We start from the raw sequence: 25,591 nt of genomic DNA, 5'->3' as shown, positions 1-25,591 counted from the left end.
CCTTGCCCCGGTTGCGGCAGGGTGGCCGCGGCCAGGGGCAGCCCGGCCAGCAGCAGAAAGAGGGGTGCGGATTGCATGGGGAGCCTCCGGCCTGCGCCGGCAGGGGTGCCGGCAGGCCGCATGCCACACCCGCGCGGCGCTTTCGGTCCTGAGAAGGCGGTGGATTCCGTCCGAAAGATCGCCGAAATTGTTGCGATCCGACACGAAAGGTACAGCGCCATGCCCCCTGGCGCCTTTCCCTCGCCGTCGCTGCCGGTCGGCGGCTTCACGCTGGACGAGGCCCAGGCCACGCTGCTCGCCCCGGACGGGGCCCGGGTGCCGCTGCGGCCCAAGACCTTCGCGCTGCTGCGGCTGCTGGCGCGGCACCGGGGGCACGTGGTCGAGCGGCAGCAGATCCTGGACGAGGTCTGGGCGGGGCTGACGGTGACGGATGACAACGTCACCCAGTGCATCGGCGAGATCCGCCGCGCGCTGGGGGAGGAAGGCGGCCGCCTGCTGCGCACGGTGCCGCGCCGGGGCTACCTGCTGGCGGCGGAGCCGGCGCCCCCGCCGCAGCACGCCACGGCGGCGCCCCCCCGGCGCACGGCGCGGTGGGCCTGGGTGGCGGTGCCGGTCGTGCTGCTGGTGGCGCTCGGCGCCGGCGGCTGGACCACGCGCCAGCGCCTGGTGGAACCCGCCCCCCTGGCCTTGGCCGGCGGCAGCGGGGCCGAAGCCCGGGCGCTGTTCGACCAGGGCAGGGCCATGGCCTATCGCGGCCAGGGCGGGCGCGCCGACAACTGGCTGACGGCGCGGCGGTTGTTCGAGCGTGCGATCGCCGCCGACCCGCACTTCGCGCAAGCCTATGTGGAAGCGGCCTTCACCTATACGAACATGGCCACCAGCGGCCTGAGCACGGACCCGGCCGGCGACCTGGACAGCGCGGCCGCCCTGGTGTGGGATGCGGTGCGGCTGGCGCCGGACCTGGCCGTGGTGCGGGCTGCGGAAGGGGCCGTGCTGCGGCTGCAGCGCCGCCCGGCGGAAGCGTTGCAGGCATACCGGGAAGCGGTGCGGCTGGACCCGCTGCAATATCCGTCCCGCGCCAATGCGGGGCTGATGCTGATCCTGGTGGGGCGGCCGCAGGAGGCGGCGGAGCCGGTGCTGGAAGCCATGGCGCTGGCCGAAAGCAACCACAGCTTCACCGGCACGTGGCTGACCTACCTGGGCATCGCCGAGCTACAGATGGGCGTGGGCGATTTCGGTGCCGAGCGCTTCCGGCGATCGCTGGAGCGGCAGGCCTTTCTGGCGCCCGACACCCGCCGCCTGTTTCTGGCCGCCGCCCTGGCGCTGCAGGGGCAGGCCGAAGCCGCCGGCGTGCTGGTGCGCGAGGTGCTGGCCCGGCAGCCGGCGATGACGGCCACGCGGCTCCGCCAGGCCGAACTGTCCGACGACCCCGCCTATCTGGCGAACCAGGCCAATCTCTACCGGGGCCTCAAGCTGGCGGGGCTGCCGGACTGACGGCAGGGCTACATGGAGCCGTCGCTGCCGGCAGACCCGCCGTCGCCGTCGCCGCCACCATCGCCGCCGCCGCTGCCGTCATCGCCCCGGGGCTCGTCCAGCTTCTTGCGGATGGTCTTGAGTTCGTCGCGCAGCTTCCGCAACTGGTCGTGCAGGCTGTCGACCTCGGTACGGGTGACGGCCTTGTCCTTGGGCTGCGGGGCGGGCGGTGCGGGAGCGGCCATGGCGATCCTCCATCCGGCGATGGATGGAATGATAGCGAAACGATGGCCGCTGTCACCCCCGATCAATAGGTGCTGAAGATGCGGGCGATCTCCGCCGGGTCCCGCGTCACGGTCAGGGCCATGGCCAGCAGGATCCGGGCCTTCTGCGGGGTCAGGTTGTCCGCCACCAGAAAGCCCAGCTCGCGCAGCCGGGTGCCCTGGAACACGCGGCCGCTGCCGGCCCGGGTGGCCTGCATGACGATGACGCCGTCCTGCACCGCCTGCCGCAGCGGCTCCACCTCGCCCGGGCCGCAAAAGCCGGGGGCGAAGCCGGCGGATACGATGCCCTGCGCGCCCGCTTCCAGAAAGGCGCGCACCGCCGTGCCGTCCGCGCCCGCGTAGGAATAGCTGATGTCGACGCGCGGCAGGGCGTCCAGCCTGCGGATATCGAACTCGGTGTCCGGCGCGCCGCGCCGCAGCGGGCGGCGGTAGAAGGCGATCGTGTCGCCATCCGCGTGGCCCAGCGCGCCGAAGTCGGCGGTGCGGAAGGTTTGCATGCGGAAGGTGGAGGTCTTGGTGACGTCGCGCGCCGCCATGATCTCGTCGTTCAGCACGGTCAGCACGCCGAGTCCGCGCGCCTCCGGACTGGCGGCGACGCGGATGGCGTTGGCGAGGTTCATGCCCGCATCGGTCGACAGGGCCTGCGCCGGGCGCTGCGAGCCCACCAGCACCACGGGGATGGACACCTTCAGCGCCAGGTTCAGCGCGTAGGCGGTTTCCTCCAGCGAGGCGGTGCCATGCCCGATGACGATGCCGGCCAGCCCGGGGTCCCCGGCCACCAGCCGGTCGCAGATCAGCACCAGCTCCTTCCACTCGGTGAAGCCGATGTTGGGGCTGGGCACGGCGCGGAAGCGCACCGGCGTGACATCCGCCCAATGCGCCACGTCCGGGAAATAGGCCAGGATCTCGTCGGCCTGCATCAGCCGGCCCGTCGCGCCGTAGTCCAGCGTATCGAACGGCCCGGCGCCGAGCGAGGAGATGGTGCCGCCGGTGCCGATAAAGGCGACGCGGGGTTTTGCCGATGCGGCCATGGCTGCGCTCCGAAACTGGGGAGCGCAGCCTAGATCGCGGCGGCGGGGGCGCCTACCCGGTGTCAGACGCGCTCGATCACCATGGCGATGCCCTGGCCGACGCCGATGCACATGGTGGCCAGGGCGTAGCGTGCCTTCCGGCGGTGCAGCTCGGCCACCGCTGTCAGCACGATGCGGGCGCCGGACATGCCGAGCGGATGGCCCAGCGCGATGGCGCCGCCATTGGGGTTCACGTGCTCGGCATCGTCCGGCAGGCCGAGGTCGCGCATCACCGCCAGGGCCTGCGACGCGAAGGCCTCGTTCAGCTCGATCACGTCCATGTCCGCCAGCGTCAGCCCCGCCTTGGCCAGCACCTTTCTGGTGGCGGGGGAGGGGCCGAAGCCCATGATGCGCGGTGCCACCCCGGCGGTGGCCATGGCCACCACGCGGGCGCGCGGGGTCAGGCCATGGCGGCCGGCTGCAGCCTCGCTGGCCAGGATGATGGCGGCCGCGCCGTCGTTGACGCCCGAGGCGTTGCCGGCGGTCACGGAGCCGCCTTCCTTGCGGAACGGCGTGCCGAGCTTGGCGAGCCCTTCCAACGTGGTTTCGGGACGCGGGTGCTCGTCCTGCGACACGATGGTGGGGTCGCCCTTGCGGCGGCGGATCTCAACGGGAACGATCTCCTCCGCGAAGCGCCCGGCCTCCATGGCCGCCTTGGCGCGCTGCTGGCTGCGAAAGGCGAAGAGGTCCTGGTCCTGGCGGGAGATCTGGAAGTCCTGCGCCACGTTCTCGCCCGTCTCGGGCATGGAATCGACGCCGTACTGCGCCTTCATCAGCGGGTTCACGAAGCGCCAGCCGATGGTGGTGTCGTAGATCTCGGCGGCGCGGCCGAAGGCCTCGGTGCTTTTGCCCTGCACGAAGGGTGCGCGCGTCATGCTTTCCACGCCGCCCGCCAGCATCAGCTCCGTTTCGCCCGCCTTGATGGCACGGGCCGCCATGCCGGTCGCATCCATGCCGGAGCCGCACAGGCGGTTGATGGTGCTGCCCGGCACGCTGTCCGGCAACCCGGCCAGCAGCGAGGACATGCGCGCCACGTTGCGGTTGTCCTCGCCGGCTTGGTTGGCGCAGCCGAAGATCACGTCCTCGACCGCCGACCAGTCCACGCCGGGGTTGCGGGCCATCAGCGCCTTGATGGGAATGGCACCCAGGTCGTCCGGGCGCACAGCAGCGAGCGCGCCGGCGTAGCGGCCAATCGGCGTGCGGATGGCGTCGCAGATGAAGGCTTCGGTCATTCTTCGTGTTTCCTCGTCGGCTCAGGCGGCGCGGGTCAGCGGGGCGCCGGTCTGCGCCTGCAGCGCTTCCAGCGTCAGACCGGGGATCATGTCCACCACCCCGAAGCCGGAGGGTGTCACCTCGATGACCGCCAGGTTGGTGTAGATGCGCGTCACGGCGCCCAGCGCCGTCAACGGGTAGGAGCATTCCCGCACCAGCTTGGGCTGGCCGTCCTTGGTGGTGTGTTCCATCAGCACCCACAGCCGCTTGGCGCCGGCGGACAGGTCCATGGCGCCGCCCACGGCGGGGGCGCTGTCGGCGGCCGAGGTCGCCCAGTTGGCGATGTCGCCGTTCTGCGCGACCTCGAAGGCGCCCAGCACGCACAGGTCCAGGTGGCCGCCGCGGATGATCGAGAAGCTGTCCGCCTGGTGAAAGAAGCTGCCGCCGGGGTGCAACGTCACCTGCTGCTTGCCGGCGTTGATCAGCCAGGGGTCCGCCTGCTCCGGCGCCGGGGCGGGGCCCATGCCCAGCAGCCCGTTCTCGGAATGGAAGATGACCTCCCGCTCGCGCGGCACGTAGTCGGCCACCAGCGTCGGCAGCCCGATGCCGAGGTTGACGTACCAGCCTTCCGGGATGTCGCGCGCCATGCGCTCGGCCATCTGCTTGCGGGTCATGGGCTGCACGGTGGTGGCGCTCATGCCGCCTGCTCCTGCGCGTTGTCGACGGGCACGTGCACCACGCGCTTCACGTAGATGCCCGGGGTGATGACGGCTTCCGGCGGGATGCCGCCGAGGTCGACGATGCGGTTGGCCTGGACGATGGTCAGCGCCGCCGCCGTGGCCATCACCGGGTTGAAGTTGCGGCCGCTGGAGCGGAAGGTCAGGTTGCCCCAGCGGTCCGCCAGCTCGGCCTGTACCAGCGCCACGTCGCCCTTCAGGGCGGTTTCCAGCACGCAGCCGCGCCCCTCGAACTCGGCGGAGGGCTTGCCCTTGGCGAGCAGCGTGCCGAAGCCGGTGGGGGTGTAGAAGGCCGGGATGCCGGCGCCGGCGGCGCGCAGCCGCTCGGCCAGCGTGCCCTGCGGCACCACTTCCAGCTCGATCTCGTTGTTGCGGAACAGCTCCTCGAACACCACCGAGCCGGCGCTGCGCGGATAGGAGCAGATGATCTTGCGGACACGCCGCAGCTCCAGCAGCTTTGCCAGCCCGACGCGCCCGGCGCCGGCATTGTTGGCCACCACCGTGAGCCCCTTGGCCCCTTGCTCGATCAACCCGTCGATCAGCGCGTCCGGCTGCCCGACGGAGCCGAAGCCACCGACCAGCACCGTGCTGCCGTCCCGAATGCCGGCCATGGCGTCCGCCATGGCGCGCACCGTCTTGTCGATCATGCCGTTCTCCCCGTTTGGACCGGAGCTTGATCCCCTCGGGCGATCCGCGCAACACTGTGCGATATGCGCACAGAATTCGGCGATACCCTGGGTGGCCTGGCCCGTGGCCTTGCGGTGATCGAGGCTTTCAATCCGCTGCGGCCCCGCGCCACGATCGCCGACATCGCCCGGGCCACCGGCCTGACGCGCGCCGCCGCCCGGCGTTGCCTGCTGACGCTGCAGGGCCTGGGATACGCCGAGTTCGACGGCAAGTTCTTTACGCTGACGCCGCGCGTGCTGCGCCTCGGCGGTGCCTACCTGTCAAGCACGGCCCTCCCCGACATCCTGCAGCCGGAGCTGGAAGCGGTGCGCGAGGCTACGCACGAGTCCTGTTCCGCCGCCATCCTGGACGGGCCGGACGTGATCTACGTGGCGCGCAGCGCGGCGCAACGCATCATGTCGGTTTCGCTCGGCGTCGGCAGCCGGCTGCCGGCGCATTGCACGTCGTTGGGGCGGGCGGTGCTGTCCACCTGGGGCGATGCGCGGCTGGACGCCTTTCTGGCCACGGTGCCGGACGGCGCGGCGGCGCATACCCGCGCGGCCGTGCTGGCCGCACGTGCCGCCGGCCATGCGTTGGTGAACGAGGAACTGGAGCCGGGCCTGAGGTCGGTTGCCATGCCAGTGCGGGACATGCGCGGGCGCTGCGTGGCGGCGATCAACATCGGCGCCCATGCCGGGCGGGCGACGGACGCGGTGCTGGAACAGCTTTACCTGCCCGCCCTGCGGCTGGCGGTGCAGCGGCTGGCGCAGCGCATTCCCGGATAAGAAAAAGGCCCGGGCGTTGCCGCCCGGGCCGTGTCGGTCAGGCCAGGAAGGACCGCAGCGCGCGGCCCCGGCGGGACTGCTGCAGCTTCTTCAGCGCCTTGGCCTCGATCTGCCGAATACGCTCGCGGGTCACATTGAAGGTGCGGCCCACCTCTTCCAGCGTGTGCTCATTCTCGGCGCCGATGCCGAAGCGCATGCGCAGGATACGCTCCTCACGCGGGCTGAGGCCGGACAAGACGTTGGTCGCCGCGTCGCGGAGCGAGGAGCGGGCGGCCGCGTCGAACGGCATCACCGCGTTCTCGTCCTCGATCAGGTCGCCCAGGCGGCCGTCATCCTCTTCGCCGATCGGCGCTTCCAGGCTGATCGGCTCGCGCGCCAGGCGCTGCACGGTGCGCACCTTGTCGGGCGACATGCCCAGCTCGCCCGCCAGCTCTTCCGGCGTCGGCTCGCGGCCGGCCTTCTGCGCGAAGCGGCGGCTGGTACGCGCCACCTTGGCCGCCGTCTCCGTCATGTGCACGGGAACGCGGATGGTGCGCGACTGGTCGGCGATCGAGCGGGTGATCGCCTGCCGCACCCACCAAGTGGCGTAGGTGCCGAACTTGAAGCCACGGCGCCAGTCGAACTTCTCGACCGCGCGCATCAGGCCGATGTTGCCTTCCTGGATCAGGTCACCAAACATCAGGCCACGGTTGCGGTAGCGCTTGGCGATATGCACCACGAGGCGGAGGTTGGCCTGGACCAGTTCCTCCTTCGCGCGACGCATCTGGCGCTCGCCCTGGGCCACGGCGTTGCAGACATCGCGCAGGCGCTGCGCGGACAGGCCGTTCTCTTCTTCCAGCAGCGCGATGCTGCCGCGCACGCTGGCCAGCTCGCCCGCCAGATCCACGGCGGGGGCGCCACGGCGGCGGGGCTTTTCCAGCTTCAGCACGGGGGCGATGGCCTTCTCGCTGCCATCCCACAGCCGCAGGAACTCGGCATGCGGCACGCCGGCGGCCTGCGCGGCGCGCGAGGCGCGGCCGTCCAGCGCCATCAGCTTGCGCTTGGCCTCCCGCACCGTGCCCACCAGCACGTCCAGCCGCGCCGGGCGCAGGTGCACGTTGGCCAGCAGGCCGGCCAGCTCCAGCCGCAGCGCTTCCACGCCGGCGGCATCCAGGGTCGGCAGCGTGGCGCGGGCGGCGAACAGTGCCTCGAAGGAGGCAAGCACCTCCGGCTTCATCTTCTCTTCCAGCGTGGAATGCACGCCGGGCTCGGCCTCGTCGCCCTCGGGGCTGGCTTCCACGGACTGCGCGGCGTCGGCGGCGGCCATGGCCTCCACCTCCACCATGTCACGCAGCGGCGCCTGGCCCTGCACCATGGCGTCGTACCAGGCGGTCAGCAGGGTGAAGGTGGCGGGGTGCTCGCACAGCCCGGCCATCATGTCGTCGCGCCCGGCCTCGATCCGCTGGGCGACGGCGATCTCCGCCTCGCGCGTCAGCAGGTCGGTGCCGCTCATCTCGCGCAGGAACATGCGCACCGGGTCGTCGGTGCGGCTCATCGTCGCTTCGTCGACGTTGCCGTCCGAACCGGCGGCGTCGCGGGCCACCACCACGCCGTTCTCGTCGACGGTGGGCTCGGCGCCGTCCTCGCCATCCTCTGCATCCGGGCGCTCGGCATCCGGCTCCGGCTGGCCCTCGTCATCTTCGCCGACCCAGGCGCTCGGCGCCGCGGCGGGGGCATCGCCCTCGCCACGCCGGCCCCAGGCCCCGTCGTTGAAGCCCTCGAAGCCGCCCGTCCGCGCGCGCAGGGCGGGCTCGTTCTCTGCCTCGTCCTGATCCATTGCTGCCTGCGTAAACATCCCGTCCATGCTCAGCCCTGCGCTCCTTCATTGGGGTGCGGAGGACCACTCCGCTCCGCCGCCGGCACGCCGCCCCCCAAAACACAACAGGCCGCCCGGGTCACCGCGAAAGCGGAGCTGAGGCGACACGACGTTGGGAGGGCGCGTTTCGGCTGCCAGGACCTTACATAGGCAGTCCCACGGCGAAGCACACCCTAAAACTGTCATGAAGACCGCGGGTTGCCGTTGGGCAGTCATGCAAAGAAGGCGTGCAGCGGCCAGGCACAGCCCCGGGAACAGCGCGGAGGCATGCTGCCAGGGTCTTAGGCGGAGCCATGGCGGACGCGCAAGAGCGGCGCACTCGAGGTGAAAATGGCGCGGGATCGGCCAGAATGCCTGCGAGGCAGTCAATCGCGTCCGTGGCATGAGAGAAAAGGTGGCAGGGCGGCCAGATCACCGCTTGCCCCTTCCCGGGGGCAGGGCGGACAGTAAGACCTCCTTCCCCGAACTTCCCATTGAGCGAGACGCGTGCCAGCCACCGCCGAGAACGACAGCAGCCTCCGTACCCTGTCACGCGCGTCCAGCCTGCTGCGGCACCTAGCTGGCGCGCCAATGCGCTGCTGGCGCCTGACCGACCTCGCCGCCGCGTCCGGGCTGCACAAGGCCACCGTGCACCGGCTGCTCGGCGGGCTGATCGCGGAAGGGCTGGTGCAGCCCATCCCCGGCGGCTACGCGCTGGGCGCCCAGTCCTGGCTGATCGGCCGCGCGGCGGCGCAGCGCTTCGACCTCGGTGGCTTCGCGGCGCCCCTGCTGCGCAGCATCGTGGCGGAAACCGGCGATGTGGCGCTGCTGGGCGTGATGGCCGGGCACCACGCGCATTGCGTGGCGCGGGAGGAAGGCGATTCCCCTATCCTGCCCACCTCCATCCGCGTCGGCGCGGTGCGGCCGCTGGGCTGTGGGGCACATGCCCTGGCGCTGCTGGCCGCTTTGCCCGACGCCGAGGTGCAGCGCGCCATCACGGCAACGGCCCCCGAACGGACCGGCCGCTACGCGGCGATCACCGATGGCTACCTGGCCGACAGCATCGCGGAAACGCGGGCGCAGGGCTATGCGCTCAACGAAGGGGTCATCGTGCCGGGCATGACGGCCATGGCGATGGTGGCGCGCGATGCCTGGGGCAGGCCGATCGCCGCCATCAGCTGCTCTGCCGTGTCCGACCGGATGCTGCCGGCGCGGCGCCCGGAAGTGCTCGCGCTGCTGCGTCAGGAGGTCGCCAAGCTGGAGCAGCGCCTGCGGCCCAACGGGGAGGCCTGACACGGAGGCCTCGGCACGGCATTCCACGGCAGCGCTCAGGAGATATCTTCCGGGGTGCCTTTGGAAGCACGCCCCCCAAACGTTGATTGACATTTGCCGCGCGTGGTTTGAACCTAATGGCACGTGAAAACGTGTCAAATGGGACACTGTCCCGGAGGGTTCGCCGATGCCGCACCAGCTTCCAGCCGCCCCGACGGCCCGGGCCTGACCATGTCCCTGGCCCTGGCTCCGCCCCCGGCCGATGCCACCCTGCGCGCGCTGTCCGCCGGCTTCGCGGCCCGGGCGGCCCTGCACGACCGCGACGCCAGCTTTCCCCACGAGAACATTGCCGAGTTGCGGCAGGCCGGGGTGCTGGCCCTGACCGTGCCGCGCCGCTGGGGCGGCCATGGCGGCGGGCTCGCCGAGGCGGCGGAGGCCGCCGGGCTGGTGGCCGAGGGATGCGCATCCACCGCGCTGGTGCTGCTGATGCAGCTGACGCAGCAGGCAGGCTTTCTGGGCAACCTGCGGGTGGCCGAGGCGCTGCGCGCGCGGGTGGCGCAGGATGCCGTGCGCTCCGGCGCCTTGTTGAACGCGTTGCGGGTGGAGCCGGAGCTGGGCTCGCCGTCGCGCGGCGGCCTGCCGCAAACCATCATTCGCCGCCAGCCGGACGGCGGGTGGCGCCTGGATGGGCGCAAGATCTATTCGACCGGTGCGCCGGGCCTGAGCTGGATGCTGGTCTGGGCCCGCGACGACGCCGAAAGCCCGCGCGTCGGCCTTGTGCTGGTGCCGGCGGCGGCGGCGGGCGTGCGGATCGTCGAAAGCTGGGACCATCTCGGCATGCGCGCGACCGGCAGCCACGACGTGGTGTTCGAGGACGTGGCCCTGCCGGCGGACTACGCCGCCGACCTGCGCCCGCCCGCCGAATGGGGGGCGCCGGAGGCCACCCAGGCCAGCTGGAACGCAGCCGGCCTGGGCGCGCTGTATTCCGGCATCGCCCGCGCCGCGCGCGACTGGACGGCACGTTTTCTCCGCGAACGGGTGCCGACCGGTCTCGGCGCGCCGCTGGCCACCCTGCCGCGCATGCAGGAAAAGCTGGGCGAGGTGGAGGCGCTGCTGGCCAGCAACGCCCGCCTGGTGGCCTCGCTCGCCGCCGACCATGACGCCGGCCGCCCGGCGGCGCCGGCCGAGGCCAATGCGCTGAAGTCGGTGCTGGTGGAGAACGCCATCCGAGCCGTGGAAACCGCGGCTCAGCTGGCCGGCAACCATGCCCTGAGCCGCGCCAACCCGATGGAGCGCCACCTGCGCGACGTCCTGTGCGGCCGCGTCCATGTCCCCACGGCCGAGGCAGCGCATGTCGCCGCCGGGCGCGCCCTGCTGCAGTCCCGCTGACGGAACCCTGCCATGACCCATTCCCTGCAGTTCATCGGCTTCACCTCGCATCGCGCGGGGTCGGAATCCCAGGCGCCCAGCGGCCCGTTTCTCGACCCCGGCTATGTGGTGCGCATGGCGCAGCTGCATGAGCAGGCGGGCTTCGACCGCGCGCTGATCGCCTGGCATTCCAACGCGCCGGACCCCCTGCTGCTGGCGCAGCTGGCGGCGGCGCAGACCACGCGGCTGGGCTTCATGGTGGCGCACCGGCCGGGCTTCATCGCACCCACGGTCGCGGCCCGGCAATTCGCCACCTTCGACCAGCTCAGCCAGGGCCGTGCCGCCATTCACGTCATCAGCGGCGGCGGTCCGGCCGACCAGCAGGCGGATGGCGACTGGCTGAGCCACGACGAGCGCTATGCCCGGACCGACGAATACGTGCGCGTGCTGAAGCGCGTCTGGACCGAGGACAAGCCCTTCGACCACGAGGGGCCGCACTACCGGGTGAAGGGCGCCTTCTCGGCGATCAAGCCGAAGCAGGCGCCGCACCCGACGGTGTTCTTCGGCGGCTCGTCCGAGCCCGCCATCCGCTTCGCCGGCCAGCACGCCGATGTCTATGCCTTCTGGGGCGAGACGCTGGACCAGGCGCGGGACACCATCGGCCGCGTGCGCCGCGCGACCGCCGAGGCCGGGCGCGACCCGGCGTCGATCCGCTTCAGCCTGTCCTTCCGCCCCGTGCTGGCGGGAACGGAGGAGGCCGCCTGGGCGCGCGCCGACCGCATCCTGGAACAGGTGCGGGCGCTGCGTGGTGGCCAAAGCGGGGCGGCCGACAACAGCAAGCCGGAAAGCGTCGGCTCCGCCCGGCTGCTGGAAGCCGCGAAGGGCGGCCGGGTGCGGGACACGCGGATGTGGACGGAGGTTGCGGCGGCGGTCGGCGCCGGCGCCAACACCACGGCGCTGGTCGGCACGGCCGAGCAGGTGGCGGAATCGCTGCACGCCTATCGCCTGCTGGGTGTCGACACCTTTCTGATCCGGGGCTTCGACCCGGAGGCGGATGTGGTGGAATACGGCCGCGACCTGCTGCCGGCGGTGCGCCGGCTGGACGCGGCGCGCCTGCCGGCGGCGGCCGAATGAGGGCTCAGCCCTCCTCCGGAGCCTGCGTCGCCGCGGGGGGGGGCGGGCGGCGCCAGTACTGCACCACGCGATAGCCCAGGTACAGCACCACCGCCACGCCGATCGATCCCAGGGCGTAGAGGGTACCCTTCTCGCCCAGCCAGCCGACGATGTACCAGCCGGCGGCCACAAACGACCCCGCCCACAGCCCGGCGGCGATGAAGTTCAGCGCCGCGAAGCGGGACCAGGGCATCTTGGCGATGCCGCAGGCCGCCGAGGCGACGTTGCGCACGCCGTACACGAAGCGGAAGGTGAGCACGAACAGCACGCCGTAGCGTTCCAGAAAGCCGATGGCGCTGGCCAGCTTGCGCTCGGCGCCCGGGATCTTCTGCACGGCCTTGCTGCCGTATTTGCGCCCGAGCGTGAACCAGAGCTGGTCGCCCAGGAACGACCCGACCCAGACCGAGAGCATCAGCAGCCAGGGGTCGATGGCACCCGTGGCGCGCCCGGCGGCCGCGGCCAGCAACACGAAAGTCTCGCCTTCAAAGAACGCCCAAGCCGCGGCGGCCAGATAGGCCACCATTCCCCAGTCTGCCCAGAACTCCGCCACGCGTCATGATCTCCCCGGCCAAAGCGGCAGACGGGGGAGGATGACCGAAACGGCGGTGCAGAGGAACAACGGACTCTCGCTCCGGTGCGCCTTTCGACAACAAGATGCCTTTTTTATACCGGCGCGTGAAGCGTGGGGGAGCGGCGGCGTTCGTGCGGTCGACCCGGCGTGTCAGGTCAGTTGCATGGATTGAAACTCATCGCACCCGATATCCCGGCTGGCGCGAATCGGCTCTGAAATTCCGGTCCTGCATCGCTTCCAAACAAATTTTGCCCGGTCATTGGGCGGCTTTGGCGCCAAGATAGGCGAAAATCGTTGTCGGCCAGGTTGCGGCGGCCGGAACTGGCCGAATACCGGGTTGCCCCTGGCGCACCGGCTTGACCATGATGCCGCCATGACCAGCAACGGGGGGCTTGGATGACCAACTGGATGCGGGCGGCGCTGGGCGCCGCCGGGCTGAGCGCCGCGGCGGCCGTGCCCGCGATGGCGCAGGCGCCTGGCCAGATCACCTTGATGACCTATGCGGACAGCATCTTCCGCGACAACTATTCCGCCGCCGTGGTGCAGCCCTTCCAGGCCGGGGGCGGTGCGTCCGTGCAGTACTTCTCTTCCGGCAACAGCGCGCAGATGCTGGGCACGCTGCGGGCGCAGAAGGCCGACCCGCAGGTGGACGTGGTGATCATGGACACCACCACCGCCGCCCTGGCCTGCGCCGAGGGGCTGGTGGAAAAGGTGACCCCGGCCGCCATGCCGGTGCTCAACGAGATCGACAAGCTGGCGCGCGACGCCGGCGGCGAATGCGGGCCCGGCGTCACCTACGACAACCTGGTGATGATCTACAACGCCGAGACGGTGAAGCCCGCGCCCACCCGCTTCGCGGACATGGCCGGCGCGCAATGGCGCGGCCGCGTCGGCCTCGGCGCGCCGCCCAACATCCAGGGGCTCGCGCTGACCGCCATCCTGGCCCACGCCAATGGCGGCCAGTGGACCAACTTCGCCAACGCGCTGCCGACGCTGAAGAGCATCGCGGCCAATGTGCAGACCTTCGACCCCAAGCCCGACAGCGTCACCGCCGTGATGAGCGGCCAGGTGGACTTCACCACCAACTGGAACGCCCGCTCCCAGCTCACCAACATGCAGTCCGGCGGCAAGCTGGGCGTGGTGCTGCCGCAGGAAGGCACGGCCTTCCAGATCAACACCATCAACGTGGTGGCGGGCAGCAAGAACGCCGCGCAGGCGCGGGCCTTCATGGCGCATGCGCTGGGCGCCGCCGCGCAGAAGGCCTTCACGGAGCGGGTCTTCTACGGCCCCACCAACACCACCGCGCAGATCGCGCCCGAGGCCCTGGCCCGCACCGCGCTGGCGCCGGAATACCGCAGCCGCATCGTCGCCATCGACTGGGCGGAGATGCAGAAGCTGCGCGAAACCTGGAACCAGCGCTGGCGGCGCGAGGTCATCACGGCGGCGCCTTGATGAGCGGCCAAACCATGCCGCACCTGCGGCTCGACGGGCTGGTGCGCCATTACGCGGGCGCCCCCGCGCCGGCGGTGGACCGGGTGTCCCTGGACCTGCCGCGCGGTGCCTTGCTGGCGCTGCTCGGTCCTTCCGGCTGCGGCAAGACCACCACGCTGCGTATGATCGCAGGGCTTGAGACGCCGGATAGCGGGCGCATCGTCGTCGGCGGGCGGGACGTCACGGCGCTGCCGCCGCACCAGCGGCACATGGGCGTGGTGTTCCAGTCCTATGCGCTGTTTCCGCACATGACGGCGGCCGGCAACGTCGGCTTCGGGCTGCAGATGCACAAGGTGCCGCGCGCCGAGCGTGGCCTCCGGGCCCAGGCGGCCCTGGAGCTGGTGGGGCTTTCGGCCCTGGCCGGCCGCAAGCCGCGCCAGCTGTCCGGCGGCCAGCAGCAGCGCGTGGCCCTGGCCCGCGCCCTGGCCATCGAGCCCGAGCTGCTGTTGCTGGACGAGCCGCTGTCGGCGCTGGACGCCAAGCTGCGCGAGGGCGTGCGCGACGAGATCCGCGCCCTGCAGCAGCGGCTCGGCACCACCGCCGTCTTTGTGACGCACGACCAGACCGAGGCGCTGGCCATGGCCGACCTGGTGGCCGTGATGAATGCCGGGCGGGTGGAGCAGCTGGCCGCGCCGGAAGACATTTTCGAGCGCCCGGCCACGCGCTTCGTCGCCACCTTCGTGGGCCGCGCCGCGCGCATCGCCGGCCGGCTGGAAGGTGGCAACGTCTTGCGCACGGCCGATGGCAGTGCCCTGCGCACCGCCGGCGGCCCGGCCGCCGGCGGCAGCGTGGAAGCCTTTCTCCGCCCGCACCGCGTGCGCCTGCTTGGCGCGAGCGAGGCGGCGCCGCCCGGTGCAGAGAACCTGCTGGACGGCACCCTGACGCGCCGCGTCTACACCGGCGAGATCGTGTCCCTGGAAGCCGCCACCCCCGCCGGCCCGGTGACCGCCGAGGTGCATGCCGGCGCCGATGGCGCGTGGCGCGACATGCGCGCGGGCGACCCGCTGCGGCTGGCGTTCCGCGCCGCCGACCTCCTGGTGTTTCCCGCATGATCGGCTGGCTGCTCGCCCTGCCGGCGCTGATGATCTTCGCGCTTTCCTTTGTCTGGCCGCTGGCCGCGCTGTTTCGCATCAGCCTGAACCGCACGGCCGAAAGCGGCGCCATGGAAGTGGCCGTCACCGGCGAAAGCTACACCCGGCTGCTGGGCGACGAGTTCACCTGGCAACTGGCGCGCGACACCGTGGTGCTGGCCGGCACCTCCGCCGCCGTGGCGGTGATGCTGGCCCTGCCGGTGGCCCTGATGGTGCGCGCGGCCTCGCCCCGCTGGCGTGGGCTGCTGGCGCTGCTGGGCATCGCGCCGCTGCTCATCTCGGGCACCGCGCGGCTGGTGGGGTGGATGGCGATCCTGGGCGACCAGGGCATGATCAATGTCATCCTGTCCGGCCTTAGCCTGACAAACGGGCCGCTGCGGCTGATCAACAACTGGACCGGCGTGCGCATCGGGCTTGTGGAAAGCCTGATGCCCTATGCGGTGCTGGTGCTGCTGGCCGGCCTCGGGCGGCTGGACGCGCGGCTGGAGGAGGCTTCGGCCACCCTGGGCGCCAGCCGGGCGCGGACCTTCGCCTATGTCACCCTGCCGCTGGCGGCGCCGGCGCTGCTCGCGGCCTGGCTGCTGACCCTGGTGCTGGGCATCTCGGCCTTTGTGACGCCGCGCCTGATGGGTGGCGGCCGCGTCTTCGTGCTGGCCACCGAGATCTACAACCTGGCGCTGGAAAGCGTCGACTGGCCGGCCGCCGCGGCCATGGCCATGCTGCTGCTGGGCGGGCTGCTGGCGCTGATGCTGGCCCGCGCCGGCATTGTCTGGCTGGGGGGTAGGCGCGCATGAAGCCCACTCTCACGCTGCGCGTCTTCGCCGCGCTGGGCTACCTCGTGCTGCTGTCCCCGGCGGCGCTGGTGCTGGTGCTCAGCTTCTCGGCGGGGGATTACCTGACCTTTCCGCCGCCGGGTTTTTCCACCCGCTGGTATGCCGCGCTGCTGTCCAACGGCGTGATGATGTCGGCGCTCGGCACCAGCGCCATCCTGGCCGCCGTGGTGTCCGTGGTGGCGCTGCTGGCGGGCGGCCCAGCGGCCTATGCCATCGCCCGGCTGGACTTTCCGGGGCGCGGCTTCCTGGCCGCGCTGCTGGCGGCGCCGCTGCTGCTGCCGACGCTGGTGCTGGGCCTCGCCCTGCTTCTGGTGCTGCAGCCGCTGGGGCTCACCGCGTCCTGGCCCGGCCTGGTGCTGGGGCACTGCCTGGTGGCCATTCCCTTCGCGGTCCGCATCATGACCACGGCCTTCGAGGGCGTGCCCAAGGAGCTGGAAGCCGCCGCCTGGACGCTGGGCGCCACGCCGTTGCAGGCGGCGCTGCGCGTCACGCTGCCCAACGCCGCGCCGGGTGCCATCGCCGCCGGGGTGCTGACCTTTCTCGTGTCCTTCGACGAGACGGTGATCAGCCTGTTCCTGGTCGGGCCGCGCCTGACCACGCTGCCGGTGGAAATGTTCCGCTATGCCGAGCACCGCACCGACCCGCTGGTCGCGGCGCTGGCGATGAGCCTGATCCTGTTTGCCGCCGTGATGGTGCTCGTGGTCGAGCGCCTGATGGGCTTTTCCAACGCCATGGGACGCAAGTGATGAAGAAGTACGTCGTCGAGAAGATGCCCGGCCAGATCAGCGCCGAGGTGATCACGCTGCTGGAGCAGACCGAGACCGCGACCGTCGGCCACTGGCGCCACTGGGGCTTCGTGAACCGCGGCATCCAGGGCGTGCTGCGCCGGCGCGTGGCCGGCACCGCCGTGACGCTGCAGATCCCCGGCCCGGATTCCACGCTGCTGCACCACGCCCTCGGCCTGCTGCGCCCCGGCGACATCCTGCTAGTGGACCGCCTGGGCGACGACCGGCACGCCTGCTGGGGTGGCGGTGTCACCGTGGCGGCCAAGGCCGCCGGCGCCAAGGCCGGCGTGGTGGACGGCCCCTGCACCGACATCGAGGAAATCGAGGCCTCGGACTTCCCGATGTGGTGCCGCGGCATGGCCCCCATCACCACCCGCATCTACGACCTGGGCGGGCGGATGAACGTGCCCGTCTCGATCGGCGGCGTGGTGGTCAACCCGGGCGACGCGGTGCTGTGCGACGACTGCGGCGTGCTGGTGCTGCCGCCGGACGAGGCCGAGGCCGAGGCGCGGGCCGCGATCGCCAAGCAGGCGGCGGGGCTGAACACCCAGGATCTGGTGGCCAAGGGCGCCAAGCTGGGCGAGCGCTCCGGCGCTTCCGCCAAGGTGATGGCGGGCATCTGACGGCATTGGCCCGGGGGAGCGGTCCCCCGGGCCTTCCGGGGCGTTAGCCCCCTTCGCCCTTTTCGCGTTGCCGCATCGGCATGGTGTCCACCAGCGCGATGGCGTCCTCCAGGTCGGTCGGCTTTTCGGTGCGCCACTTCACCTCGCCGTCCTTGCCCACCAGCAGCACCAGGAAGCCCTGGTCGGCGGGCACCTTGAAGCGGGCGCGGATGGCGGCGGCGTCGCTGTCGCCGCGTTCCTCGCCGAACCAGTGCTCCACCTTGTCGGCGACCACGGCGACCACGGACATGTCCCGTTCGGCCAGGGCTTCCTCGGCCGCCTTGGTGTGGGTGCGCTGTTCGGCCAGGGTGGCGGTGTCGCGGGCCGCGAAAACCAGCACGACGCGGTCGCGCCAGGTATGCTGCTCCAGCGCATGGGCACCGGACGCGGCGAAGACGCAGAAGGTGAGGGCGCCGATAAAGGGGCGCAGGCGCATGGCGGAAAATCCTGGCTCTGGTTCGGTGCCTGCAACGCTGTGGCACGGTGGCAGGATGCGCGGGGCGGTGTAGGGAGGACAAGATGTCCTTTGTGCTGCTGCCCGCCTTGTTGCCGCCCCTGCTGGGGTGGCTCGCCTGCCGCAGGGTGGCGCGGGCGGCGGGTACGGCTGCCTTGTGGCTGGATCTGCTGTTTCCGCTGGGCCTGCCGTTGCTGCTGCTCGGCCTGACGGGGCTGCCCTGGCTGTCCGGCGTGCTGGCGGGCTTGCCGCTGGCCGGGCTGGCCCTGGCGGATGCCACCAAGCGCGCCGTGCTGCAGGAGCCGGTGGTGTTCAGCGACGCCGCCATGCTGCCGCTGGTGGTGCGCCACCCCGGCCTGTACCTGCCCTTCGCCGGCACCGGCTGGGTGCTGGGCGGGGCGGCGCTGGGCGCGGCGGTGCTGGCTGTGCTGGCGGGGCTGGAGCCCGTGGCGCTGCGGGGCACGCCGCGCGTGGTGCTGGCGGTGCTGGGGTTGGGGTTGCTGCTGCTGCTGCTGGTGCCGCCCGCCCGGCTGCGGGCGGCCCTGGCGCGCGAGCCCTTTGCCGATACCCGGCGCTTCGGCACCCTGGCCACGCTGGCGCTGTTCCGCGCCGTGGCCTGGGCGGAGCGGCCGGCGCGGCGGGCGGCCTTTCCCGCCGCCGCCCTGCGCCCGGCGGCGCCGGCGCCGCACGTGGTGCTGGTGCAGATGGAATCCTTCTGGGACCCGCGCGGCACGCTGCCCGGCGCGCCGCCCCTGCCGAACTGGGACCGTCTGGCCGCCGCCGCGATCGGGCAGGGGCGGCTGCGGGTGCCGGGCTTCGGCGCCAACACCATGCGCGCGGAATTCGCCGTGCTCACCGGCATCGGCGAGGGGGCCCTGGGGCTGGACCGCTTCAACCCGTATTTCCGCTTTGCCCGCGCGGGGCTGCGCAGCCTGCCGGGCGGTCTGGCCGCGGCGGGTTATGCCACCGTGGCGCTGCACCCCTTCGACCGGCGGTTCTTCGGCCGGCACCGGGTGCTGCCGGCCCTGGGCTTCGGCCGGTTCGTAGCGGCCGCCGGCTTCGCCGGGGCGCCCCGTGCCGGCGGATATGTGGCCGATGCCGCCGTGGCCGCGCGCATTCTGGACGAGCTGCGCGCCGCGCCGGGTCCGGCCCTGGCCTTCGCCATCACCATGCAGGCGCATGGCCCATGGCCGGGGCACGATCCCCGCGCCCAGTGGCTCGGCCACCTGCGCGATGCCGACGCCATGCTGGGCCTGCTGGCCGATGCCGCGCCCTCGCTCGGCCGGCCGCTGGTGCTGTGCGCCTATGGCGACCATTTGCCGGCCCTGCCGGACACCGCGGGCCTTGGCGACCGCCGCAGCTCCTGGCTGCTGTGGCGGAGCGACGCGGCGGGGGCGGGGGCGCGGCGAGACATCGGGGCGGAGGAGCTGTTTCATGCCCTGGGCGCCGCCCTGACCGGCCAGCCCTGGCGGCCGGCGCCGGCCGACCCCACGTAACCGGGTGACGCGGCAGATGCCGCACTCCACTGCCAGGGGGTTCCCCTCGATGATTCCGTTTTCCGTCCTCGACCTCGCGCCCGTGCCGCAGGGCTCCGACATTTCCCGCGCCTTCCAGAACAGCCTGGAGCTGGCGCAGACCGCCGAGGCCGCCGGCTTCAACCGCTACTGGCTGGCCGAGCACCACAACATGCCCGGCATCGCCAGCGCGGCCACCGCCGTGGTGATCGGCCACGTTGCGGCCGGCACCAAGACCATCCGCGTCGGTTCCGGCGGCATCATGCTGCCCAACCACGCGCCGTTGATGATCGCGGAGCAGTTCGGCACGCTGAACGCACTGTTCCCCGGGCGCATCGACCTGGGCCTTGGCCGGGCGCCGGGCACGGACCAACGCACCGCGCGCGCGCTGCGCCGCAACCTCGATTCGGATGGCGACAGCTTTCCGCAGGACGTCGTGGAGCTGCAGGCCTATTTCCAGCCGGCGGTGCCGAACCAGGCGGTGCGGGCGGTGCCCGGCGCGGGCATGGCCGTGCCGCTGTGGCTGCTCGGTTCCAGCCTCTTCAGCGCGCAGCTCGCGGCCATGCTGGGGCTGCCTTTCGCCTTCGCCTCGCATTTCGCGCCGGAAATGCTCCTGCAGGCGCTGAGCCTGTACCGCGAGGGCTTCCGCCCCTCGGCTACGCTGGACGAGCCCTACGCCATGGTGGCGGCCAACGTGGTGGCCGCCGACACGGACGAGGAGGCGCGGCGGCTGTTCACCTCGCAGCAGCAGCAGTTCGTCAACCTGCGCCGCGGCACCCCCGGGCTGTTGCCGCCGCCCGTGGCGCGCATCGAGGACTATGCCGCGCCGCATGAACTGGCCGGCGCGTCGCGCGCCCTGGCCCGTGCCATGGTCGGCTCGCCCGCCACGGTGCGCCGGGGGATCGAGGGCTTTCTGGCCGAGACGGGCGCGGACGAGCTGCTGGTCACGGCACAGATCCATGACCACGCGGCCCGCCTGCGCTCCTTTGAGCTGGTGGGCGGGCTACGCCAGGAGCTGGCGGTCGCCGCCTGAGGGCTGCGGCTCCGGGTTCCACAGCCGCTCGACGGCGCGGTCGATCAGCCGCGGGTCGAGCGGCTGGACCGCGCGCTCGGCCACGGGCTGGTGCAGGGCGGCGGTGCGGTGCGCCGCCATCAGCGCGACAAGGGTGGCGGTGCCGATGGACCGGTGGTGTTGCATGGCTTCTGCTCCGGGTTGCGGAGACATCTGAATGCGAATGAGACAGATTCGCAAGTAGTCATCCACAGGCTGTGCGGAACTGTGTGACGCGGGGATAACGGCGGATCCGGCGCATTCTGGGATTCACCCCCGCAAAACAGCATGCTAGCGTGCCGCCATGCCGATCCGCCCGGACATGCGCCCGTTCTACCCCGCCGACTGGCCCGCCATCAGCACCGCCATCCGCTTTGGCCGTGCCGGCGGCTGCTGCGAATACTGCGGCAAGCCGCACGGCGCCCGCGTGCGCCAGTTGCGCGACGGCCGCTGGACCGCGGGCGACGGCACCTGGCGCGACCGGCGCGGCCGCACCGCCCGCGCGCCGGACATGCTGGCCTATGGCGAGGCCCGGGCCTGGAAGCGCCCGGTGGTGCTGGCCTGCTGCCATGCCCGCCATGACCCGCGCGACAGCGACCCCAGCCTGCTGGTCGCGGCCTGCAACGCCTGCCACCTGCGGCTGGACCGCGAATGGCACCGGCGGCAGCGTTGGGTGACATGGCGGTCCCGCTATGCGATCGGCGACCTCTTGGAAGGGCTGTACGAAGGCATGCGGCTGCCCCGGCCGCGCCGCCGCAGGGTTGCCGCCGCCGCCTAGCCCGGCAGACGGCGGCGGCGCGATGTGGTTGATTGCCCCGGATCGCTCAAGGATGCCCCGCCCATGGATGCCGAAACCCCGTCGCTGCTGGCCGCCCGCTATGGCACCGCGCCGGACACCGCCCTGCCACTGCCCGCCAACCCGGTGATCGAGGCGCTGCTGGCACACCGCTCCGTCCGCGCGTTTCTGCCCGATGCCCTGCCGGCGGGCACGCTGGAAATCCTGGCGGCGGCGGCGCAGTCGGCCTCCACCTCCTCGAACGTCCAGGCCTGGAGCTTGGTGGCGGTGACAGAGCCGGGGTTAAAGGCGCGGCTGGCGGAGCTGTCGGGGAGGCAGGCGTTCATTGCCCGCGCGCCGCTGTTCCTGGCCTTTGTGGCCGACACCTCCCGCCTGCGCCGCCTTGGCGCACGCCATGGCAACCCGATGGAAGGGCTGGACTACCTGGAAGCCTTTATCGTCGCTTCGGTGGATGCCGCGCTGGCGTCGCAGAACGCGGTGGTTGCGGCGGAAGCGCTGGGCCTCGGCACCGTTTATGTAGGCGCCCTGCGCAACAAGCCGGAGGAGGTGGCGGCGGAGCTGAACCTGCCGCCCGGCGCCGTGGCGCTGTTCGGGCTGTGCGTCGGGCGGCCGGACCCCGCGGCACCCGCCTCGGTGAAGCCGCGCCTGCCGCAGGCGGCGGTGCTGCACCGCGAGCGCTATGATTCGGCGGCGGAGGAAGCCGCCGTGGCGCAGTATGACGAGACGCTGAAGGCTTTCTCGCTGTCCCAGGGCATCGGCCCGGCCGGCTGGGTCGGGCGGATGCTGTCGCGCATGGCGGACGCCGCGGCGCTGCACGGGCGGGACGGCATGAAGCCGGCCCTGCGGCGCCTCGGCTTTCCGCTCCGCTAGGCTAGCTGGCCACGCTGTCCGCCATGGCGGCCCCGCGCGTGCCCATGGGCAGCGGGGGGCCGGTGGTGCTGTCCTGCGCCGTCTGGTGCTCCATCTCGGCGTTCAGCTCGGCGCCGACCAGCACCACGATGGAGGACAGCCAGATCCAGGTCATGAAGCCCATCACCGCGCCCAGCGAGCCGTAGGTCGCGTCGTAATTGCCGAAGCGGGCGACGTAGAAGGTGAAGCCGGCCGACACCAGCGACCACATCACGGCCGCGAACACGCCGCCGTAGCTGACCCAGCGCCAGCGCGCGCGCTGCCGGCTGGGCCCGTAGCGGTAGATGACCGACAGCAGCAGCGTGATGGCCACCAGCAGGATCGGCCAGCGGGCGATCTTCAGCAGCAGCTCGGTGCTTTCGCCCAGCCACAGGAAGTTCAGCACCACCGGCAGCACGACGATCGCCCCCATGGCGATCAGCACGAACAGCAGCGCGCCAAAGGTCATGGACAGCGACAGCGCGGTCAGCTTCAGGAAGGAGCGCTTTTCCTTTTCCTCGTAGACGATGTTCAGCGCGTCCACCAACGCCTTGGTGCCCTGGTTGGCACTCCACAGCGCGGCCCCCAGGCCGATGACGGCCCCGATGCCCAAGGCCTGCTGCGGGCTGGCCAACAGGCGCTCCAGCTGGTCGTTGATGATGGTCATGCCCCCCTGGGGCAGAAAGCCGGCGATGTCGCCCAGGTGCTCGCGCATGGTCGCGCGGTCCGCGAACAGGCCATACAGCGACACCAGCGCCGTCAATCCGGGAAACAGCGACAGCAGGGCGTAGAAGGTGATGCCCGCCGCCTCGGTCATCACCCGGTCCTGGTTGGCTTCCGTCACCGTCCGCTTGGCGATGGCCCACCAGCCCCGGCGGGGGATCTCGGTCGGCGTCGTGGCGTTGTGGCCCGCGTCCGTGGGCACGCCGGCGGCGGCGGGTCGGCCGGGCGCTCGATCCGCCGTCTGCTCGCCGGTGACGCGGTCAAGGCGCTCGCGCAGGGAATGCTCAATGCTGGCGGTTTTCTGGCCCATTGCCAAAGGTCCTTCTGCGCAATCGCTCGTGCCCGGGAAACGCTCTGCTTGCGCCTGGGTTCCATCCCTGCGCAACCGCTTCACCGCCCGGTGTGTTGCTGCTGCAACGAAAGGTTCTCCCATGACCGTCACCTTGCCTGGCCGCCCCACAGCGCTGCCGCCCCTGCCGGCAGCCCGGCAGGTGGCTGAAGCGGCGCGTCGCCGGGGCGCCGCGCTGGACGCCGATGGCGCCTTTCCGGACCAGGAGATCGTGGCCCTGCACCACGCCGGCCTGATGGCGGCGCCCCTGGACTGGCTGCGGCAAGGCGAGGCGGGTGCCGCCACCCTGGCGGGGGTGCTCTGCGCCATCGGCGCCGGCAGCCTGCCCCTGGGCCGGGTGTATGAAGGCCACGTCAATGCCCTGGGGCTGCTGCACCGCCTGGGCGGCGCGCCGCAGCGGGCATTGCTGGAGCCGGAGATCCGCGCGGGCCGCCTGTTCGGCGTTTGGAACACCGATGACCGGGCCGCGCCGCTGCGGCTGGAGCGGCGCGGCACCGGCGGCATCCTCCGCGGTCGCAAGATCCTCGCATCAGGCGCCGGCTGGGTGGAACGCCCGCTGGTCACCGCCGCGACGCCCGAGGGTGCCGTGATGGTGCTGCCCCACCTGCGGCAGGGCGAGCGTGCGGATCTGTCGTCCTGGCAGGCATCCGGCATGCGGGCTTCCGCGACCGGCGCCGTGGACCTGGACGGCATCGAGCTGAGCGAGGGCGAGATCCTGGGCGCGCCGGGGGACTACCTGCGGCAGCCGTATTTCTCCTCCGGTCATTGGCGCTGCCTGGCGGTGCAGACCGGCGGCATGGCGGAGCTGCTGTCGCTGTTGCGGACCCATCTGGTCGGGGCCGGCCGGGACGGCGACGCGCAGCAGCGCGCCCGCGTGGCGGATTGCGCCATTGCCCTGGAAACCGCCCGCCTGTGGGTGGACCGCGCCGCGCGCATGGCGGCCGAGCCGCTGGAAGACGAGGCCGAGGCGCTGGTGGCCTACGTGAACTTGGCGCGCGGCGCCGTGGAGCGCGGTGCGGCGCGGATGATCGAGGACGTGCAGCGCTCGGTCGGCCTGGCCGGGCTGATGCGGCCGCATCCGATCGAGCGCCTGTCGCGCGATCTGGGCACCTATCTGCGCCAGCCGGCACCGGACTACGCGCTGCAATCCGGCGCCGCGCATGTGCTGGGCCAGCCGGGGTGGTGACCACCGCCGGTGCGTTTCTGGCTGCGGCGGAGGCATTGCCGCTGGCGGGCTTCGAGGCGGTGGACCGGCCCGGTGGGCTTCTGGTCGTGGTGCCGCACCCGGATGATGAAAGCCTGGGCTGCGGCGGGTTGATCGCCGCAGCCGTGGCGCGCGGCAAGCGGGTGGGCGTGGTGATGGTGAGCGACGGCGTCGCTTCCCACAACAATTCGCGTCGCTTTCCCCCCGATGCGCGGCGGGCGCTGCGCCGGGCCGAGGCCGAAACCGCCTTGGGCCTGCTGGGCCTGCCGCCCGGCGTGCTGCTGTGCCTGGACCTGCCCGATGCGGCCGTGCCCAGCGGCGGGCCGGTGTTCGACGCCGCCGTGGCCGCCATCGTGCAGGCGGGGCGGGACATCGATGCCGGCCTGGTGGTCACCACCTGGGGCCACGACCCGCATTGCGACCATCAGGCCAGCTTCCGCATGGCACGGGCGGCGATGCCGGGGCTGCCGGGCGCGGCGTTGTTCAGCGTGCCGGTGTGGGCGCATACCCTGCCGCCCGGCATGGCGCTGCCGCTGGACCCGCCGCGTGGGCTGCGGCTGGACATCGCCCCCTGGGCCGGCGCCAAGCACGCCGCCGTGCGGGCGCATCGTTCGCAGCTCGGGCAGGTGATCGACGACGACCCCGAGGGCTTCGTGCTGCCGGAAGCCATGCTGGCGCATTTCGACCGCCCCTTCGAGATCCTGCTGGAGGAAGCCGCATGAACCAGCCCACCGGATCGTTGCCCGCCAGCTATTTCGAGGCGCTCTACGCCTCCAACCCCGACCCCTGGGCCTTTCGCACCAGCGAGTACGAGGCGGCCAAATACGCCCATACGCTGTCGGCCCTGCCGAAGCCCCGCTACGGCAGCGGGCTGGAAGTCGGCTGCTCAATCGGCGTGCTGACCAAAATGCTGGCGGAACGCTGCGACACGCTGCTGGCGCTGGATGCCTCGGCCCGCGCGGTGGGCGAGGCGCGCAAGCATTGCGGCAGCATGCCGGGGTTGTCGGTGGAGGTGCGGGAGGTGCCGCGGCAATGGCCGCGCGGCCGCTACGACCTCCTGCTGCTGTCCGAGGTGGTTTATTACTGGGACGAGGCGGACCTGGCCCTCGTGGCGGAGCTGGCGCGGCGCGACGTGGCGCCGGGCGGCGACGTGCTGCTGGTGCACTGGATCGGCACCACGGACTACCCGCTGTCGGGCGACGTGGCGGTGGAGGGCTTCATCGCGGCCACCGCCGACATCATGCGCGTGGAGCGGCAGGAGCGGACGGAGCGCTACCGCCTGGACCTGCTGCGCCGGAACTGAGC

General features: G+C 71.9%; 27 protein-coding genes. 17 read left to right on the top strand and 10 right to left on the bottom strand.

Annotated features, from left to right (window positions below):
- The first annotated feature begins 219 nt into the window (after nucleotides 1-219).
- Entirely contained in the window at nucleotides 220-1,494 is a 1,275-nt protein-coding gene (locus IAI59_RS19385) for a winged helix-turn-helix domain-containing protein (RefSeq protein WP_207416020.1), read from the top strand.
- Between the two features lie 8 nt (nucleotides 1,495-1,502).
- Here the strand turns inward: IAI59_RS19385 and IAI59_RS19380 are convergent, their stop codons facing one another.
- From IAI59_RS19380 to IAI59_RS19360, 5 genes are all read right to left on the bottom strand, one after another.
- Nucleotides 1,503-1,718: a hypothetical protein gene (locus IAI59_RS19380; RefSeq protein ID WP_207416019.1), complete on the bottom strand. Its 216-nt coding sequence runs from the start codon at nucleotides 1,716-1,718 to the stop codon at nucleotides 1,503-1,505.
- Between the two features lie 62 nt (nucleotides 1,719-1,780).
- The gene (locus IAI59_RS19375) at nucleotides 1,781-2,788 is read right to left on the bottom strand and encodes an asparaginase (protein ID WP_207416018.1); all 1,008 of its coding nucleotides are present in this window, start codon (nucleotides 2,786-2,788) and stop codon (nucleotides 1,781-1,783) included.
- Between the two features lie 62 nt (nucleotides 2,789-2,850).
- Nucleotides 2,851-4,059 carry a 3-oxoadipyl-CoA thiolase gene (gene pcaF / locus IAI59_RS19370; protein WP_207416017.1) on the bottom strand — a complete coding sequence of 403 codons (1,209 nt, stop codon included), beginning with the start codon at nucleotides 4,057-4,059 and terminating at the stop codon, nucleotides 2,851-2,853.
- A gap of 21 nt (nucleotides 4,060-4,080) precedes the next feature.
- A complete protein-coding gene (locus IAI59_RS19365) occupies nucleotides 4,081-4,737 on the bottom strand; it encodes a 3-oxoacid CoA-transferase subunit B (protein WP_207416016.1) in 657 nt (218 codons plus the stop codon).
- A complete protein-coding gene (locus IAI59_RS19360; RefSeq protein WP_207416015.1) occupies nucleotides 4,734-5,423 on the bottom strand; it encodes a 3-oxoacid CoA-transferase subunit A in 690 nt (229 codons plus the stop codon). Before IAI59_RS19360 ends, IAI59_RS19365 begins: the two co-directional genes overlap by 4 nt.
- A 63-nt stretch (nucleotides 5,424-5,486) precedes the next feature.
- On the opposite strand from IAI59_RS19360, the gene IAI59_RS19355 reads away from it, so the two are divergent.
- Complete coding sequence (locus tag IAI59_RS19355) at nucleotides 5,487-6,227, top strand: IclR family transcriptional regulator domain-containing protein (protein WP_207416014.1); 741 nt, start codon at nucleotides 5,487-5,489, stop codon at nucleotides 6,225-6,227.
- 37 nt (nucleotides 6,228-6,264) lie between these two features.
- On the opposite strand, the gene rpoD is transcribed toward IAI59_RS19355, so the two are convergent.
- Nucleotides 6,265-8,070 carry an RNA polymerase sigma factor RpoD gene (rpoD, locus tag IAI59_RS19350; RefSeq protein ID WP_207416013.1) on the bottom strand — a complete coding sequence of 602 codons (1,806 nt, stop codon included), beginning with the start codon at nucleotides 8,068-8,070 and terminating at the stop codon, nucleotides 6,265-6,267.
- Between the two features lie 498 nt (nucleotides 8,071-8,568).
- Between rpoD and IAI59_RS19345 the strand changes: the two genes are divergently transcribed.
- The 3 genes from IAI59_RS19345 to IAI59_RS19335 all read left to right on the top strand — a co-directional run bounded on the left by IAI59_RS19345 (nucleotide 8,569) and on the right by IAI59_RS19335 (nucleotide 11,835).
- The gene (locus tag IAI59_RS19345) at nucleotides 8,569-9,354 is read left to right on the top strand and encodes an IclR family transcriptional regulator (RefSeq protein ID WP_207416012.1); all 786 of its coding nucleotides are present in this window, start codon (nucleotides 8,569-8,571) and stop codon (nucleotides 9,352-9,354) included.
- 210 nt (nucleotides 9,355-9,564) lie between these two features.
- The gene (locus tag IAI59_RS19340) at nucleotides 9,565-10,722 is read left to right on the top strand and encodes an acyl-CoA dehydrogenase family protein (protein ID WP_207416011.1); all 1,158 of its coding nucleotides are present in this window, start codon (nucleotides 9,565-9,567) and stop codon (nucleotides 10,720-10,722) included.
- A 12-nt stretch (nucleotides 10,723-10,734) separates the two neighbouring features.
- A complete protein-coding gene (locus IAI59_RS19335) occupies nucleotides 10,735-11,835 on the top strand; it encodes an LLM class flavin-dependent oxidoreductase (RefSeq protein ID WP_207416010.1) in 1,101 nt (366 codons plus the stop codon).
- Nucleotides 11,836-11,839: 4 nt separating this feature from the next.
- On the opposite strand, the gene IAI59_RS19330 is transcribed toward IAI59_RS19335, so the two are convergent.
- A complete protein-coding gene (locus tag IAI59_RS19330) occupies nucleotides 11,840-12,424 on the bottom strand; it encodes a DedA family protein (RefSeq protein ID WP_207416009.1) in 585 nt (194 codons plus the stop codon).
- Between the two features lie 417 nt (nucleotides 12,425-12,841).
- On the opposite strand from IAI59_RS19330, the gene IAI59_RS19325 reads away from it, so the two are divergent.
- From IAI59_RS19325 to IAI59_RS19305, 5 genes are read left to right on the top strand one after another with little or no spacing between them, the layout of a single operon-like run.
- Nucleotides 12,842-13,897, top strand: a complete 1,056-nt coding sequence (locus IAI59_RS19325) for an extracellular solute-binding protein (RefSeq protein ID WP_207416008.1) — start codon at nucleotides 12,842-12,844, stop codon at nucleotides 13,895-13,897.
- On the top strand, nucleotides 13,897-14,988 hold the full coding sequence (locus tag IAI59_RS19320) for an ABC transporter ATP-binding protein (protein WP_237180500.1): 1,092 nt from the start codon (nucleotides 13,897-13,899) through the stop codon (nucleotides 14,986-14,988). The genes IAI59_RS19325 and IAI59_RS19320 overlap by 1 nt, the downstream gene beginning before the upstream one ends.
- A complete protein-coding gene (locus IAI59_RS19315; RefSeq protein WP_207416007.1) occupies nucleotides 14,985-15,821 on the top strand; it encodes an ABC transporter permease in 837 nt (278 codons plus the stop codon). Before IAI59_RS19320 ends, IAI59_RS19315 begins: the two co-directional genes overlap by 4 nt.
- Nucleotides 15,818-16,606, top strand: a complete 789-nt coding sequence (locus IAI59_RS19310; protein WP_207416006.1) for an ABC transporter permease — start codon at nucleotides 15,818-15,820, stop codon at nucleotides 16,604-16,606. The genes IAI59_RS19315 and IAI59_RS19310 overlap by 4 nt, the downstream gene beginning before the upstream one ends.
- The gene (locus tag IAI59_RS19305) at nucleotides 16,606-17,268 is read left to right on the top strand and encodes an RraA family protein (protein WP_207416005.1); all 663 of its coding nucleotides are present in this window, start codon (nucleotides 16,606-16,608) and stop codon (nucleotides 17,266-17,268) included. The genes IAI59_RS19310 and IAI59_RS19305 overlap by 1 nt, the downstream gene beginning before the upstream one ends.
- 43 nt (nucleotides 17,269-17,311) lie before the next feature.
- On the opposite strand, the gene IAI59_RS19300 is transcribed toward IAI59_RS19305, so the two are convergent.
- Complete coding sequence (locus tag IAI59_RS19300; RefSeq protein ID WP_207416004.1) at nucleotides 17,312-17,743, bottom strand: DUF4174 domain-containing protein; 432 nt, start codon at nucleotides 17,741-17,743, stop codon at nucleotides 17,312-17,314.
- Between the two features lie 83 nt (nucleotides 17,744-17,826).
- Between IAI59_RS19300 and IAI59_RS19295 the strand changes: the two genes are divergently transcribed.
- Both IAI59_RS19295 and IAI59_RS19290 read left to right on the top strand, forming a co-directional pair.
- Entirely contained in the window at nucleotides 17,827-19,257 is a 1,431-nt protein-coding gene (locus IAI59_RS19295) for an LTA synthase family protein (protein WP_207416003.1), read from the top strand.
- Nucleotides 19,258-19,306: 49 nt separating this feature from the next.
- Nucleotides 19,307-20,308, top strand: coding sequence for an LLM class flavin-dependent oxidoreductase (locus IAI59_RS19290; RefSeq protein WP_207416002.1), 1,002 nt, complete (start codon nucleotides 19,307-19,309; stop codon nucleotides 20,306-20,308).
- On the opposite strand, the gene IAI59_RS19285 is transcribed toward IAI59_RS19290, so the two are convergent.
- On the bottom strand, nucleotides 20,279-20,473 hold the full coding sequence (locus tag IAI59_RS19285; protein WP_207416001.1) for a hypothetical protein: 195 nt from the start codon (nucleotides 20,471-20,473) through the stop codon (nucleotides 20,279-20,281). The two genes, IAI59_RS19290 and IAI59_RS19285, sit on opposite strands and share 30 nt — an antisense overlap.
- Nucleotides 20,474-20,630: 157 nt before the next feature.
- On the opposite strand from IAI59_RS19285, the gene IAI59_RS19280 reads away from it, so the two are divergent.
- The gene (locus IAI59_RS19280) at nucleotides 20,631-21,104 is read left to right on the top strand and encodes a hypothetical protein (protein WP_207416000.1); all 474 of its coding nucleotides are present in this window, start codon (nucleotides 20,631-20,633) and stop codon (nucleotides 21,102-21,104) included.
- 63 nt (nucleotides 21,105-21,167) lie between these two features.
- A complete protein-coding gene (locus IAI59_RS19275; protein ID WP_207415999.1) occupies nucleotides 21,168-21,992 on the top strand; it encodes an NADPH-dependent oxidoreductase in 825 nt (274 codons plus the stop codon).
- Nucleotide 21,993: 1 nt separating this feature from the next.
- On the opposite strand, the gene IAI59_RS19270 is transcribed toward IAI59_RS19275, so the two are convergent.
- A complete protein-coding gene (locus tag IAI59_RS19270) occupies nucleotides 21,994-23,043 on the bottom strand; it encodes a YihY/virulence factor BrkB family protein (RefSeq protein WP_207415998.1) in 1,050 nt (349 codons plus the stop codon).
- A gap of 121 nt (nucleotides 23,044-23,164) precedes the next feature.
- Here IAI59_RS19270 and IAI59_RS19265 point away from each other — a divergent pair, with 121 nt between their 5' ends.
- The 3 genes from IAI59_RS19265 to IAI59_RS19255 are packed head-to-tail and all read left to right on the top strand — an operon-like array spanning nucleotide 23,165 to nucleotide 25,589.
- Nucleotides 23,165-24,268 (top strand): acyl-CoA dehydrogenase family protein, encoded by a 1,104-nt coding sequence (locus IAI59_RS19265; protein ID WP_207415997.1) that lies wholly within the window; start codon nucleotides 23,165-23,167, stop codon nucleotides 24,266-24,268.
- Nucleotides 24,265-25,008 carry a PIG-L deacetylase family protein gene (locus IAI59_RS19260; protein WP_207415996.1) on the top strand — a complete coding sequence of 248 codons (744 nt, stop codon included), beginning with the start codon at nucleotides 24,265-24,267 and terminating at the stop codon, nucleotides 25,006-25,008. The genes IAI59_RS19265 and IAI59_RS19260 overlap by 4 nt, the downstream gene beginning before the upstream one ends.
- Nucleotides 25,005-25,589: a class I SAM-dependent DNA methyltransferase gene (locus tag IAI59_RS19255; RefSeq protein WP_207415995.1), complete on the top strand. Its 585-nt coding sequence runs from the start codon at nucleotides 25,005-25,007 to the stop codon at nucleotides 25,587-25,589. Before IAI59_RS19260 ends, IAI59_RS19255 begins: the two co-directional genes overlap by 4 nt.
- The last annotated feature ends 2 nt before the right edge of the window (nucleotides 25,590-25,591 follow it).

The organism is Roseomonas haemaphysalidis (genome assembly GCF_017355405.1).
In the GTDB taxonomy this organism is placed as follows: Bacteria; Pseudomonadota; Alphaproteobacteria; order Acetobacterales; family Acetobacteraceae; genus Pseudoroseomonas; species Pseudoroseomonas haemaphysalidis.
Note: the sequence above shows the minus strand (reverse complement) of the source record. Positions and strands in the feature narration are given on the sequence as shown.

What these genes read in the sequence shown, in the direction of transcription:
- IAI59_RS19385 (WP_207416020.1), top strand. Translation starts at nt 220, where the DNA reads ATGCCCCCTGGCGCCTTTCCCTCGCCGTCGCTGCCGGTCGGCGGCTTC.
- IAI59_RS19380 (WP_207416019.1), bottom strand. Translation starts at nt 1,718, where the DNA reads ATGGCCGCTCCCGCACCGCCCGCCCCGCAGCCCAAGGACAAGGCCGTC.
- IAI59_RS19375 (WP_207416018.1), bottom strand. Translation starts at nt 2,788, where the DNA reads ATGGCCGCATCGGCAAAACCCCGCGTCGCCTTTATCGGCACCGGCGGC.
- pcaF (WP_207416017.1), bottom strand. Translation starts at nt 4,059, where the DNA reads ATGACCGAAGCCTTCATCTGCGACGCCATCCGCACGCCGATTGGCCGC.
- IAI59_RS19365 (WP_207416016.1), bottom strand. Translation starts at nt 4,737, where the DNA reads ATGAGCGCCACCACCGTGCAGCCCATGACCCGCAAGCAGATGGCCGAG.
- IAI59_RS19360 (WP_207416015.1), bottom strand. Translation starts at nt 5,423, where the DNA reads ATGATCGACAAGACGGTGCGCGCCATGGCGGACGCCATGGCCGGCATT.
- IAI59_RS19355 (WP_207416014.1), top strand. Translation starts at nt 5,487, where the DNA reads ATGCGCACAGAATTCGGCGATACCCTGGGTGGCCTGGCCCGTGGCCTT.
- rpoD (WP_207416013.1), bottom strand. Translation starts at nt 8,070, where the DNA reads ATGGACGGGATGTTTACGCAGGCAGCAATGGATCAGGACGAGGCAGAG.
- IAI59_RS19340 (WP_207416011.1), top strand. Translation starts at nt 9,565, where the DNA reads ATGTCCCTGGCCCTGGCTCCGCCCCCGGCCGATGCCACCCTGCGCGCG.
- IAI59_RS19335 (WP_207416010.1), top strand. Translation starts at nt 10,735, where the DNA reads ATGACCCATTCCCTGCAGTTCATCGGCTTCACCTCGCATCGCGCGGGG.
- IAI59_RS19325 (WP_207416008.1), top strand. Translation starts at nt 12,842, where the DNA reads ATGACCAACTGGATGCGGGCGGCGCTGGGCGCCGCCGGGCTGAGCGCC.
- IAI59_RS19320 (WP_237180500.1), top strand. Translation starts at nt 13,897, where the DNA reads ATGAGCGGCCAAACCATGCCGCACCTGCGGCTCGACGGGCTGGTGCGC.
- IAI59_RS19315 (WP_207416007.1), top strand. Translation starts at nt 14,985, where the DNA reads ATGATCGGCTGGCTGCTCGCCCTGCCGGCGCTGATGATCTTCGCGCTT.
- IAI59_RS19310 (WP_207416006.1), top strand. Translation starts at nt 15,818, where the DNA reads ATGAAGCCCACTCTCACGCTGCGCGTCTTCGCCGCGCTGGGCTACCTC.
- IAI59_RS19305 (WP_207416005.1), top strand. Translation starts at nt 16,606, where the DNA reads ATGAAGAAGTACGTCGTCGAGAAGATGCCCGGCCAGATCAGCGCCGAG.
- IAI59_RS19300 (WP_207416004.1), bottom strand. Translation starts at nt 17,743, where the DNA reads ATGCGCCTGCGCCCCTTTATCGGCGCCCTCACCTTCTGCGTCTTCGCC.
- IAI59_RS19295 (WP_207416003.1), top strand. Translation starts at nt 17,827, where the DNA reads ATGTCCTTTGTGCTGCTGCCCGCCTTGTTGCCGCCCCTGCTGGGGTGG.
- IAI59_RS19290 (WP_207416002.1), top strand. Translation starts at nt 19,307, where the DNA reads ATGATTCCGTTTTCCGTCCTCGACCTCGCGCCCGTGCCGCAGGGCTCC.
- IAI59_RS19285 (WP_207416001.1), bottom strand. Translation starts at nt 20,473, where the DNA reads ATGCAACACCACCGGTCCATCGGCACCGCCACCCTTGTCGCGCTGATG.
- IAI59_RS19280 (WP_207416000.1), top strand. Translation starts at nt 20,631, where the DNA reads ATGCCGATCCGCCCGGACATGCGCCCGTTCTACCCCGCCGACTGGCCC.
- IAI59_RS19275 (WP_207415999.1), top strand. Translation starts at nt 21,168, where the DNA reads ATGGATGCCGAAACCCCGTCGCTGCTGGCCGCCCGCTATGGCACCGCG.
- IAI59_RS19270 (WP_207415998.1), bottom strand. Translation starts at nt 23,043, where the DNA reads ATGGGCCAGAAAACCGCCAGCATTGAGCATTCCCTGCGCGAGCGCCTT.
- IAI59_RS19265 (WP_207415997.1), top strand. Translation starts at nt 23,165, where the DNA reads ATGACCGTCACCTTGCCTGGCCGCCCCACAGCGCTGCCGCCCCTGCCG.
- IAI59_RS19255 (WP_207415995.1), top strand. Translation starts at nt 25,005, where the DNA reads ATGAACCAGCCCACCGGATCGTTGCCCGCCAGCTATTTCGAGGCGCTC.